This is a genomic window from Chitinophaga sp. YR627 (assembly GCF_900114995.1).
In the GTDB taxonomy this organism is placed as follows: domain Bacteria; phylum Bacteroidota; class Bacteroidia; order Chitinophagales; family Chitinophagaceae; genus Chitinophaga.
On record NZ_FOUX01000001.1, the window covers coordinates 103,331 to 116,976 of the forward strand.

8 protein-coding genes are annotated in these 13,646 nt (G+C 47.0%); all 8 read left to right on the top strand.

The window, feature by feature from the left end; translation table 11 throughout:
• Positions 1 to 4 precede the first annotated feature (4 nt).
• Positions 5 to 1,006, top strand: a complete 1,002-nt coding sequence (locus tag BMZ72_RS00360) for an acyltransferase domain-containing protein (protein WP_089804137.1) — start codon at positions 5 to 7, stop codon at positions 1,004 to 1,006.
• Between the two features lie 3 nt (positions 1,007 to 1,009).
• Entirely contained in the window at positions 1,010 to 1,285 is a 276-nt protein-coding gene (locus tag BMZ72_RS00365; protein WP_089804139.1) for a DUF5952 family protein, read from the top strand.
• 31 nt (positions 1,286 to 1,316) lie between these two features.
• On the top strand, positions 1,317 to 1,562 hold the full coding sequence (locus tag BMZ72_RS00370) for an acyl carrier protein (RefSeq protein ID WP_089804141.1): 246 nt from the start codon (positions 1,317 to 1,319) through the stop codon (positions 1,560 to 1,562).
• On the top strand, positions 1,528 to 2,772 hold the full coding sequence (locus BMZ72_RS00375; RefSeq protein ID WP_317043472.1) for a beta-ketoacyl synthase N-terminal-like domain-containing protein: 1,245 nt from the start codon (positions 1,528 to 1,530) through the stop codon (positions 2,770 to 2,772). The genes BMZ72_RS00370 and BMZ72_RS00375 overlap by 35 nt, the downstream gene beginning before the upstream one ends.
• A gap of 67 nt (positions 2,773 to 2,839) precedes the next feature.
• Complete coding sequence (locus tag BMZ72_RS00380; protein ID WP_089804145.1) at positions 2,840 to 4,102, top strand: cytochrome P450 family protein; 1,263 nt, start codon at positions 2,840 to 2,842, stop codon at positions 4,100 to 4,102.
• A 24-nt stretch (positions 4,103 to 4,126) separates the two neighbouring features.
• Positions 4,127 to 4,738: a hypothetical protein gene (locus tag BMZ72_RS00385; protein WP_143087556.1), complete on the top strand. Its 612-nt coding sequence runs from the start codon at positions 4,127 to 4,129 to the stop codon at positions 4,736 to 4,738.
• Between the two features lie 38 nt (positions 4,739 to 4,776).
• Complete coding sequence (locus tag BMZ72_RS00390; RefSeq protein ID WP_089804149.1) at positions 4,777 to 5,448, top strand: chorismate--pyruvate lyase family protein; 672 nt, start codon at positions 4,777 to 4,779, stop codon at positions 5,446 to 5,448.
• An 8-nt stretch (positions 5,449 to 5,456) separates the two neighbouring features.
• Positions 5,457 to 13,640 carry an SDR family NAD(P)-dependent oxidoreductase gene (locus BMZ72_RS00395; protein WP_089804151.1) on the top strand — a complete coding sequence of 2,728 codons (8,184 nt, stop codon included), beginning with the start codon at positions 5,457 to 5,459 and terminating at the stop codon, positions 13,638 to 13,640.
• The last annotated feature ends 6 nt before the right edge of the window (positions 13,641 to 13,646 follow it).

Genomic DNA, 13,646 nt, shown 5'->3' on the forward strand with positions numbered 1-13,646 from the left:
GAACATGCAAAATACTATGTCAGCTCCGCAGCCTGTATTGCTGTTTGCTGGTCAGGGAAGCCAGTATTACAATATGGGGCGGGCATTGTTTGACACAAACCCTACTTTCAGGAATACCATGCTTGGGCTGGACGAGGTCGCAACCCGACTGACCGGCCAGTCTGTTATCGGATATCTCTATGATGGGAATAAGAGCTATCCGCTGGACAGACTGCTTTACTCACATCCTGCCATTTTTATGGTGCAGTATGCGCTGGCCCGTACAGTCAGCGAACTGTTACCAGCTCCCCCGGCATATGTACTCGGATCCAGTCTGGGAGAGACCGTCGCAGCTGCTGTCAGTGGAGCCATCTCCGCAGAAGATATGCTGGAGATCGTTATCCGGCAGGCTGCACTGGTGGAACGTAGTTGCACAGAAGGTGGTATGATCACCCTGTTGCATGACCAGGCGATATTTGAAAATGAACCGGCGCTTTATATGAATGCGGTCATCGCTGCATATAACTACGACGCTCATTTTACTTTAAGCGCAGCAAAGCCTGCTCTGTCAGGTATCAGCAGTTTTTTGCATACCCGGGAGATCATGTACAGCGTACTTCCGGTGAAATATGCATTTCACAGTTCGGAGATGGAAAAGATCAGTGCATCATTCCCTGATGGGAACAGGGATAAGCACTTTTCATTACCGGTAATACCGTTCTATTCTTCCGTATATGCGCGGGAATGGTATGATATCTCCATTACTTATTTCTGGCAGGTTATACGTCGCAGGATCAGATTTAAGGAGGCGATAGAAAGTCTCGAAAAGAAAGGCCCCTATTATTACATTGATTGCAGCCCCTCAGGAACCCTGAAAAACCTAACGGCGAAAATTGCTCCGTCATCCATTTCCGGTCGTCTGTTTGATGTATTGTCTCCCTTCGGTAAAGACAGAGAGAAACTTAATACGCTACAGACTTCCATTCATCATATCAGCAAACAAATTTCGCTCACCCTCAAAACGTGAAGTATGAGAGACTATAAGCTAATTATTAACTGCGAGTACGTTAACGAAACAGGCATACTGGTAAACCATGTCTTAAAGGCCGATACGGCCAGAAAACCCCAGGTATATGATAAATTTATGTTTGTGAGTAAACAGCACTTCAAGCCCATTGTTATTGAGATAAGAGATATTGTGGAAGTAGCTATGCTGCCAGGTATGCACGTAGTGTGCGATGGCGAAGAAGTTGATGAAGCCGATGATATTAAGGAGACATTCTACAGTTTCCTGATTGAAGACTAAAGGATCACCGTTGTTTACTAATAACCGTTATATGAACAAGCAAGCCATCTTTGAGCTGATAGTACAGCATACAAAAGAGATTATCCCCGAATTGGAAACCCATGCATTTGTCATTACTGATGAGCTGAAAGAACTTGGCGCAAACTCAGTTGATCGCGCAGAAATCATCACGCTGACTATCGAATCTCTCTCTCTGGACATTCCACTGATTACATTTTCCGGGGCACAGAATATCGAAGACCTTGTCGATACATTCTATGAACAGCGGGTGGTATAAACAGCCTGTTATTACAGGAATAGGTATCACTACTGCGACCGGCCAGGGAAAAACATCCGTAACATCTTCATTGCTGAAAGGACAAACATCTTTTGGCATTATGCAACGCGAAGGACGTCAGCATGCATCAGCATTTATAGGTGCTGAACTGGGGATGTTATTGCCACCTGAACGTATTTCTCCTAAATTATTCAGGAGCGCATCGCTTTCCGGAAAAGCGGCATTGATCACGCTGGCCGAGGCCTGGGAAGATGCGCGATTGGATGAAGTACCTCCTGTAAGAATAGGACTGATCGTAGGCGGATCCAATGTGCAGCAAAGGGAAGCCCTGCTTGTGCATGAAAAGTATCGTGACCGGCAGCGGTTCATCACGCCTGCTTATGGCATTTCTTTTATGGATACTGACATCTGTGGTTTGTGCACGGAGCAGTTTGATATCCGGGGACATGCATACACGCTGGGTGCTGCATCTGCCAGCGGGCAAGCCGCGATATTACAGGCGGTTATGGCAGTAGAATCCGGGCAGGTAGACGTCTGTATTGCCCTTGGGGCATTGATGGACCTTTCTTACTGGGAACTGCAAAGTCTGAAAAGCCTTGGCGCACTGGGATCAGAACGTTTTGCCAGTCAGCCCGAACGAGCCTGCCGGCCATATGATATTGACCGGGACGGATTCATTTATGGTGAGAGCTGTGGTGCTGTGGTCATTGAAAGCAGCGCATCCGCAAAAGCCAGGGGCGTCCGTAGTTATGCTATATTGAACGGCGGAGCTATGTATATGGATGGTCATAGAAACCCTGATCCTTCTTTTGAAGGGGAATCTTGTGTGATCAGCCGTGCATTGCAGCAGGCAGGTATTTCCGCGGAAGAGATAGATTATATCAATCCGCATGCTACCGGTTCACGTATTGGCGATGAAACAGAACTGGCCGCCATCAGGAACTGTAAACTGGAACATGCCTTTATTAATACGACCAAGTCGGTACTGGGCCATGGGCTTACTGCAGCAGGCTGTGTAGAACTGATAGCAGTGCTGTTGCAAATGGAGGTCGGTATGTTACATCCAAGTGTTAACCTTGATAACCCGATAGACAACAACTTCAACTGGGTAAGGCAACAGGCCGTTGCCCATCAGATCACCCATGCCATGACGCTTAGTTTTGGTTTTGGCGGAATGAATACCGCACTGGTGATAAGCGCTCCGCAATAATTCACTGTTCAGATAAATCTGTTCCGATACGGGACCATCTCTCTAATCATCTTAAAAAATACTATTTATGGAAACGACCACTCAGACGGCAAAATGTCCTTTTGCAGGAAAAGGCATTCCTGATATTGATTTTTCAGATTCCGCTTTTATTAAGAATCCGTTTGCTACCTATGCTGCTATGAGAGACGAGGCGCCTGTGCATCGTGTGGCTTTCAGTAGCGGACAGCCCTTCTGGCTGATCACCCGTTATGAGGATGCCATGCTGGTATTTAAAGATCCCCGCTTCACAAAGGATATTAAAAAGACATTGCCTCCTGATCATAAGGCCCCTGCATCACCGCTGGCCATGAGTCAGTTATTCAGCCATCACGTGCTGTACATGGACCCTCCTGATCATACAAGAATGAAACAACTGGTGCAGAAGGCTTTTACCCCTAAGCTGGTAGAAGGCATGCGCTCGCATATACAGGACATCACCAACAAGCTGCTGGATAAACATATACCAACTGGCCGCATCGATATTATAAATGACTATGCCCTGCCACTGCCTATCAGTATTATCTCTGGTTTGCTGGGCATACCAGAGAAAGACCAGCAGTTATTCAGAAGATGGTCCAACATTATCCTGAACATAGACATTAATGTCACCCGAGAAGAAAGAATGCAGCTAATGCCGGAGGCTATCGGAGGCTTCACGAACTATCTGCGTGAGATATTTGCCAGCAAACAGGAGCATCCGGCAGATGACCTGATCACACACCTGGTGCAGGCAAAAGAAGGTAGTGATAAACTGAATGAAACAGAGCTGATGTCAACGGTGTTTCTGTTGTTTGCCGCAGGTTATGAAACTTCCGTTAACCTGATCGGAAATGGCGTACTGGCGCTCCTGCAATATCCTGAACAACAGCAGGCACTCCGCAATGATCCTGGTCTGATCAATACCACAGTAGATGAAGTACTGCGACTGGACCCACCAGTGAGCCTGGCCAGTGAAAGATATGCATTGGAAGATGTAGAGATGAATGGCGTTACCATTCCGAAAGGAGAACTGGTACATATCTGTATTACGGCTGCCAACAGAGACCCCAGAAGATTCGATTCTCCGGATACTTTTGATATTACCCGTAAGGATAATAAACACTTTTCCTTTGGACAGGGTACGCATTATTGTGTGGGTTCTGCGCTGGGAAAACTGGAAGGTGAGATCGCTATTAATACGCTGCTTAGACGTATACCCGCGTTTTCAGTGGAAGGAGGTGATATCGATGCGCTGAAGTATAAGAACAACAGTGTGATGAGAGGACTGGAAGCATTGCCTATTGTATTCTAAATACTGATGTGATAAACAGATAATATGGACAGATACTTAATGTCTCAATATAACCCGCTGACGGTGGGTAATTCATGGGAATATCTGAATAATGGTAAATCCACTATCAGTCATAAAGTAGTAGAGGAGGTGAGTCTGAATGGTATTGCTATGGAGAAAGTGATCTCGTCAGATGGTTCCGTCGTGTTGTTAAAGAACAGGGATGGACTGGATACCTACGAGATCAAAAAGAAGGTGGGTAAGTTATCGTACAGTCCTCCTATCAGTCTTTCTCCGGAAATAGTGAAACCCGGCGTGGCGCATGCTTATGTTTCAAAAGTTACGTTCTCTCTTTTTGGTATCAATTTCAACTTTGGCAATATCAGCGGTTCAACAGTGCTGACAGGCGTGGAGGATGTGACAGTGCCTGCTGGTCATTTTCCTGACTGTCTGAAGTTTGAGTCATATGCCTATCAGCGGAAACCACTGAAGGCAACAAGCAAGTTGATTATCTGGTTTGCCAGAAATGTGGGAGAAGTAAAGTGTGAATTTGAAACGTCGGTGGCAGGATTTAAGACGACACAACGAAAAGAATTGTTACATGCTACGATCGGAAAAAGGCATTTTCCGGAAGTACTTGCTGAAAGCCGTTATTGACCGGCGTCGAATATAGTTAACCTCAAAATGCTGTATGTATGGACCTGAATGAAATCATTGTTTTGTATTCCGCTGGTGAACTTTCCGGATATGAAGTAAAGGAAAGAATCAATGCACTCGGCATCGCTCAGACTGAATCCGGCAGAGCTGCTGAAAGTGCTTCTCTATGGACATTACAGGACGAATTACCGGCTATCCAGCCAGACAGATCACTGCTGCATGGTGAAGCTCTGAGTCTTTTTCAGAAAATATTACTGACCACAGATGGCACGGTTACCGATCTGATCTCATTGTATAAAGGAGAAGCCATTAAGGTTGATATCATTGATCAGGAAATCGTATTCGCAGATGCACCGACCTATCTGCAATGCGGTAAAGAGGCGCTTTTGCTGAAAAGGATCGTTTTACTGAAGGGGCCTTCCGGTAGTCATGTATATGCGGAATCCATTTTTGTGATCGAGCGTTTATCTGAGCGTATCCGGGAACGCCTGCTGGAGACAAACTTACCGATAGGATTGCTGTGGAAGGAAGAAAGACTGGAATCACACAGAGAGATACTGACCTACTACATAGAAAGGGAAGAAAAGGTAAGTGCATTGCTTGGACAACCGGCAGGCAGTGATCTGCTAAGCAGGACCTATCTCATTCACAACAGACAGTCTGTATTAGGGGCCATTACCGAGAAGTTTCCGTTAACAAGTTTCAGATAGCTGTATACATGGAGAAGAGAACTGTTTATGCTCCGCTGATCGACGCATTATTGCAGACGGCAGAAAGGCATCCCAATAAGGTATTATTTGTTTTCCGGGAAGGGCGGAAGACGGTGGCGGCGATAACCGGCAGAGAGTTGTCTGCAGGTGTCGCAGCAGCAGGTGCTGTTTTGCAGCAATCCCTGGTCGCGCAGGAACGTGTGTTACTGATACTGCCGCAGGGCATTGATTTTATATACAGTCTGCTGGCCTGCTTTTATGCCAATGTGGTTGCCATTCCGGCGCCTGCAGCAGATCCCCGTCAGCCGGACCTGGTACAGCGGACGCTTTCCCTGTTGGAACATGCCGCAGCCGGTACGATTATCACAACCGGAAGTTTTCATGAACGACTGGCAGAGAGTATAGAACTGGACAGTATCACGCTGCTGGATGTACAGGAGTTGATCACACCAGGTAATGAGCCGTTGCCGGCCAGAGAGATAGGCACAGATGATCTGGCGTTGTTGTTCTATACTTCTGGTTCCACTTCAGCTCCAAAGGGCGTTATGACGACGCATGCACAGTTATTTGCCCAGGCAGATGCAGGCAGGCAACAATGGAAGATCACAGACCATAGTTGTATCGTTTCCTGGATGCCACAGTTTCATAACCTGGGACTGAATTTTGGTATACTGGCTCCCCTGATCAGCAGTGCTTCCAGTGTGTTATCTGCACCGGGTGGATTTGCAACTTCTCCTGAAGACTGGTTCTACAATATTACCTTGTTTCAGGGTACACATACGGCGGCGCCGAATTTTGCTTTTGATCTGGCTTGCAATATGGTCGGAGATAACGCGCTCGCTGATGTTGAACTTTCTTCCCTGGAGGCCATTGTGTGTGGTGGTGAACCTGTCAGGAAAGCAACATATGATGCATTCTTCAATAAATTCAGTGCAGCAGGTCTCCGGCAACATGTGTTCTGCCCGCATTATGGTTTATCCGAGACAGGGTCTGCCTCAACGATCGTACCGGGAGAAGGCATTCGTACACTTTCGCTGGATATTGCGGCACTGGAGGAAGGCAGGATCGTGTACAGCAGTGCCGGAGAAAAACACAAGGATATTATAAGTTGTGGTCCTATACCTGAAGGGGCGATCATATTATGTGTTGATCCTGTTACCAGTGAACCGTGTGCAGCAGGTGTCGCAGGTGAAATATGGTTACGTACACAGGGAACAGCCAGCGGATACTTTCAGCTTTCAGAGGAGACTGCTGCTACTTTCGGCGCTGTGATAAAAGGAGGAGAAGATATCCGTTTTCTCAGGACAGGAGATCTGGGTTTTATTGAAGACAATCATCTCTATATCACCGGCAGGTTGAAGGAAGTTATTATTGTCAACGGGAAGAATTATCACCCTGTTGATATAGAGTGGACTGTGAAAAAATATTTATCACAACTGACCTTACCGCTCGCTGTATTTGCAGATGAGCAGGATGGAAGAGATCGTGTAGTGGTTGTACAGGAAGTGGCGGCAGACAAACCAGCTGCATATTATGAGTCTGTTAGTCTGGAGATACTGGCAGCTGTAGCAGAAGTACATACACTGGATGTCAGCCGGATCATATTGGCAGCTCCCGGTAGTATTCCGCGTACGGCCAGTGGGAAAGTACAACGCCGTGCCTGCCGGGATGCATTTAAAAAAGGACAGCTGTCCCCATTATTTGAATTTGCTACCGGACATAGTGTTGCGGTAGAAAAGGAAGTATCACATGCGCCGGTAGATCTCCGGCTGGTAATGGAGATACTGCAGCAACAGGTATTTCAGGATATACCAGGTGCGGATGCCAACAGGCTTTCAGGATTAAAGATATGGGGTGAACTGGGCCTGAACTCCTTACAGTATGTGAACATCGCACAGCGGATAGCGACGGCATTTAACAGGCCCTTTGCTCCGCCAATGCTTTTTAAGTATAGGAATGTTGCGCAACTGGCCAACTATCTTTATCCGCAGGGAATGGGAAACGTAGCTGTTACTACTCATACAGCCGCTGAACCGGAACAGACAGCAAAACACCAATACAATCAGAAAGATATTGCGATCATCGGTATGCATTGTCAACTGCCAGGAGGAGTGAATTGTCCGGCGGACTTATGGCAGCTGTTACTGGAAGGAAGAGACGCTATTCGTCCGGAGGGCGCAGGGCAGCGACTGGCCTCTGCAAATAACTGGACAGCAGCTGATTTTCCACAGTTTGGCGGATACCTGGAGGATGTAGCAGGTTTTGACCATACATTTTTCCATATATCACCACTCGAAGCAGAGAGTATGGACCCGCAGCAGCGAAAAGCGCTTGAACTGAGCTGGCATGTACTGGAGCATGGAGGATATGATCCATATGCACTTGCGGGTGCACCAGTGGGCATTTATCTTGGCGTACACAGTAATGATTACGCGGAACTGGCGGCTACGAAAACGGATGTAATGTCTACTTATGGCGCATTCCTGGATTCAGGTCTTCATCCAACGATGATTGCCAACAGGGTGTCCAGATGGTTTGACTTTCATGGTCCAAGTGAGGTCGTTAATACAGCTTGTTCCAGTTCGCTGGTAGCTGTACACCATGCAGTGAACGCTATCCGTAAAGGCAATTGTAATCTGGCCATTGCGGGTGGCATCAACATACTGCTGACACCCAGGATATCCAGAGCCAGTCATCAGGCCGGGATGTTGTCACCTGATGGAAGATGTAAAACATTTGATGAAAAGGCAGATGGATTTGTTCGCGCAGAGGGACTGGGAGCTGTGTTGCTGAAACCATTATATCAGGCCGAATTGGATGGAGACACTATCTATGGTGTGATACGTGGTACGGCAGTTAATCATGATGGTAAATCTAACTCACTGAGGGCGCCTAACCTGGTTGCACAAAAACAGGTGATCAGTGCGGCCTTGGCTGATGCAGCTATTCCTGCTGCAAGCATCAGTTATATTGAAACACATGGTACTGGTACCGCATTGGGTGATCCAATAGAAGTACAGGCTTTAAGGGAAGCTTTTGAAGAAGATCATGCAAAGGGAGAAGCTTTCTGCGGATTGGGTACTGTGAAGACGAACATAGGCCATTGTGAGTCTGCCGCCGGTATTGCCGGCTTGATTAAGCTAATATTATCTATGCAGCATCAGCAGTTGCCGGGTATTCTTCATTTTAAGCGGCTTAATCCGTTTCTTGATATAGCTGGCAGTCCGTTTTATATTGCTGATGCCACGCAACAATGGCAGCGCCAAAAAGATGAGAAAGGCAATGAATTGCCGTTGAGGGCAGGCGTTAGTTCCTTTGGATTTGGTGGTGTAAATGCACATGTTATCCTGGAAGAGTATACGGCTGCAAAGCGGGGCACAACAGCAGGTAGCAATGGTCTGCAGCTTATTCCATTGTCTGCCCGACATAAAAAACAGGTGCAGTTACAGGCTGCCAGTTTACTGGAACAGCTCACACATAGTGATGAAGCCGATTTAGCGTCAGTCGCATACACCCTGCAAACAGGCAGGGCGGCTATGGAAAGCAGGATTGTTTTCATCGTATCTGATATGGATAGCCTGATAAAAGGGCTGCAAACATTTCTGCAAGGGGAGCCTTCCTCGTTGTTTCTGGAAGGACAACAAAGCGTCAGTGCGATGTTATCGGCGGATGATGAGGATGTATTGGCGTTGTTGCAGCAATGGTTCAGGAAAGGTAAACCGGAAAAAATAGCCGCTTACTGGATAAACGGAGGATATGTAGCATGGAAGGCGTTGTATGAAGGGCAAACGCCTGTAAGAACCGCATTACCCTTATATCCTTTCAGGAGAGATCAGCACTGGTTAAGAACGGGGGAAACGCAGCAATTGATGACTACTCAGCTGCATCCTTTGTTGCATGAAAATATATCAGATTTCTACGGACAGCGTTTCCGTTCATCTTTTACGGGCAGAGAATATTACTTCAGTGAACATGTTATTCATCAGCATAAAACTTTACCGGCTGCCGCTTTTATAGAATTGATCCGCGAGGGATTACAGCGGTCCGCACACCAGACAGGTGCTGTTGTAATAGAAGATATTTGCTGGTTGAGGCCTTTATACGCTACGGATGGGATGGATGTTATTACCCGCATTGAAGCAGCACATGATGATTTCAGTTTCGAGGTATACAGTGAAGTATATGACAATGTCGTAGTGTATTGTCAGGGGAGAGCGCATTTTGCTACAATAGCGGATGCTGTAATTGACCTTGCTGAAGTAAGGCAGAATTGTAACCATACCACTATTTCTCCCGATACCTATTATGATGCCTTCCGCAATGCCGGTATCGTATATGGACCAGCATTCAGCAGAATAGCGGCAGCATACACTGGCAAGGGTCAGGTACTGGCTAGTCTGGCTGCGCTGTCATCCGGTCCTGCATCGGAAAATGTATATGGCGTGTCTCCTGTCATGCTTGATGCCGCGTTGCAGACGGTGACCGCCCTTGATTTTCAGCATTTCCTGCCTGAAGGAGCACCTGCGGCGATCCCTTTTGCTATAAGTACAGTTACATTGAATAGGCTATCTGATGAGCTGTCCTTTGCCTGGGCAAGGTATAATGATGCAGGTACCATTGATATTGACGTCTGCGATGAAAGCGGACATGTTGGTATCTCGGTTCGCGGTTTACAACTGGTAAGGCCCGAAGGTTTACCAGCTACAGACAATGAAACCTTGCTATTCACGCCTGTGTGGGAAGAGAAGAGTGGCGTGAAGAACGCTCTTCCAGACAGAAGGATCATTTGGTTATCTCAGGAGACAGGCAACTATGAAGACACTGTAAAAGCGGCATTGCCAGAAAGTGAAGTAAACATACTGGTTTCTCCATCCGCCGATACAGCAGAGAGACTAACTGATTATACGGTGCTGTTGCTAAAACGGATACAACAACTTTTGCAGCAAAAAGAGGCTGGAAACACATTGCTACAGATCATTCTTCCGGATGATCACAACGGTCATCTGTATGGTAGTCTGGCTGCATTACTGAAGACAATACAGGCAGAACAGCCTTCCATCAGCGGGCAGTTAATTATTACAGACGATCCGCAGGGGATAGCCGCAATGCTACACGCTGAAAATAGTGGGGACGATCATGTAAGCGTGAGGTATCAGCAGGGTGTTCGCAAAGTACAAACATGGGAGGAACAGACAACAACAGTTACACAGTCAGTATGGAGGGAACATGGCGTATATCTCATTACCGGAGGAGCAGGTAGCATTGGGACTGTTTTTCTGACGGAAATTACTTCGAAGCTGCAACAGGCCGTCGTTTATGTTAGCGGTCGTTCAGCAATAGCCGAAAATGCGTTTGCCGCATTTAAAAAACCAAGGCTCAATATTATTTACAGACAGACCGATATTACTGATCAACAACAGGTGATTTCTCTGATAAGAGAAATCAGGACGAACCATGGTACATTGAATGGCATCATTCATAGTGCTGGCCTGATCAGGGATAACTATATTTTCAGCAAAGATCTGAAGGATGTACCGGCCGTTCTGGCACCTAAGGTAGCTGGCATACGCGCGTTAGATGAGGCTACGAAGGATCTGCCGCTTGATTTCATGGTATTCTTTTCGTCTGTGGCCGGAAGTCTTGGTAGTGCAGGGCAGGCAGATTATGCTGTTGCCAATGCATTTATGGATCAATATGCTGCATTCCGTAATGGGCTTTGTAGACGGGGCCAGCGCGCAGGAAGAACGTTGTCTGTCAACTGGCCACTATGGGACGCCGGTGGTATGAAGATGGAGCAAACCATACAGCAACAACTATACGCAGCTACGGGTATGCTGGCTATGTCATCTGCTGCTGGTCTGCATGCTTTTTATCGCGCGATGGAATTATCCTGTGATCAGGTAATGGTATTGAGTGGTGAGCGCAGACGTTTGCTGGAGATGATCCACCGTGAAAGAAAAAATAAAGATCAGCATACCGGAAAAACGACAGGACAGGCAATGTTGGATCTTCAGCTGGAAGATAAGGCTGTTGAATTCTTTGCATCGATCGTAGCAGATGCATTACATCAACCGAAAGAACTGATAGATGCAGATGCCTCGCTTGATAAATATGGTATTGATTCAGTGTTGATCACTGTATTGACAGGTAAACTGGAAAAATACTTCGGTCCCGTATCAAAGACGTTGTTTTTCGAATACCAGGACTTACGTTCTCTTACCCGGTATTTTGTTCAGACATATGGAGATCGGTTGTCCGCCTTACTGGAGACATCAAACGAAACAGATGCCGCAAAACCGGCACCGGCAAACAACAAACCTTTATCTCCGGGAAGCAGCCGTTTTATGCGCACTACGCAGTCTTCATCAAAAGATAGGGCGGTGGCAATTATCGGTTTGTCCGGCAAGTATGCCGGGGCTGATAATATCAATGAATTCTGGCATAATCTCAGAGAAGGGCGTAACTGTATAACGGAGATACCGGCAGAACGCTGGGACTGGAGAACCTATTTCGATCCTAAGCGCGGGAAAAAAGAATCAATGTATACCCGTTGGGGCGGATTTATAAAGGATATTGACAAGTTCGATCCCCTGTTCTTTCATATCTCTCCGGTAGAAGCGGAGAAGATGGACCCGCAGGAAAGGCTTTTCCTGGAACAGGTATATGCCGCGATAGAAGATGCTGCGTATACGCCGGCAAACCTGAACAGCAACCGTAGTGTAGGCGTATTTGCAGGTGTGATGCATGGCTTATATGCGACCGAAGCCGCTTATTGGTCTATTGCTAACAGGGTATCGTATCTGTTTAATTTTAATGGTCCGAGTCTGGCGATTGATACGGCTTGTTCCGCTTCTCTCACAGCGATCCACCTGGCCGTTCAGAGTATTCGTAGCGGCGCCTGTGAATGCGCGATCGCAGGAGGTGTGAACCTGGTGACACATCCGCAACATTTTATTGGTTTGTCAGAGATGACGATGGTATCCTCATCAGACGCCTGTCGTTCTTTTGGCGCAAATGCAGATGGATTTGTAGATGGGGAAGGTGTTGGCGCTATCGTGTTGAAGCCTTTGCAGCAGGCAATTGAGGATGGCGATCATATTTATGGCGTCATCACGGGAACTGCTATCAATGCTGGTGGTAAGACAAATGGCTTTACTGTGCCCAACCCTGTAGCACAGGCCCAGGTGGTCAGTGCTGCACTAAAAGACGCTGGTATCTCTGCCAGATCAGTTAGTTATATAGAAGCACATGGTACTGGTACTGCATTGGGTGATCCTATTGAAATCAACGGTTTAAGCCGTGCGTTTGATCAGGATACCAGTGACAGGCAATATTGTGCTATCGGTTCTGTTAAGTCGAATATAGGGCATTGTGAAAGCGCCGCAGGTATAGCGGGATTGAGTAAAATACTGCTTCAGATGAAGCATGGTTTGTTGGCACCGTCTCTGCATGCCACTGCGACTAATCCCAATATAGACTTTAATACCACACCCTTCCGCTTACAACAAACCCTCGCACCATGGACAGGTAGACGTATCGCAGGTATCTCTTCTTTTGGTGCGGGTGGTAGTAATGCGCATTTGATCATCGAATCGTATACACCTTTTACGACTGCTGTTATACCTGAAAATGGCCCTGTCATTATTGTGCTCTCCGGCCGTACGGCCGATCGCCTGCAGGAACTGGCAATGAATCTACTGCTGTCACTCTCCGGAGATGATGCACCTGCAGACCCCGCGGCTGTTGCATTCACTTTACAGACCGGCAGGGAAGCCATGGAAGAAAGACTTGCCATGATCGTTACTTCCATTGATGAGTTGAAAACGCATTTAACCTTATTTCTGGCAGGAGATACAGATGGATGCTTTACGGGACAGGCCAGTGTGGGAAGGACTGAAGCAGAGGAATGGAAACGTAACCATGATGCTGACATCATGCTTCGCCGCTGGATGCAGGAGAAAGATTATGTGCAGTTGTGTCAATGGTGGGTAAAGGGATTAACGATAGACTGGAATGGTCTATACAATACAGGACATCCGGAAAGAATCAGTTTACCCGGGTATCCATTTGCCCGGGAACGCTACTGGTTGGAAAATAAAGAAAACGATCTGCTGGCGCAGTTGCTGGACGATATGCTGAATGACAATATCAGCATCGCCGCAGCCGCAGCAACCATAAGAAACGCCAATTAATTCAAA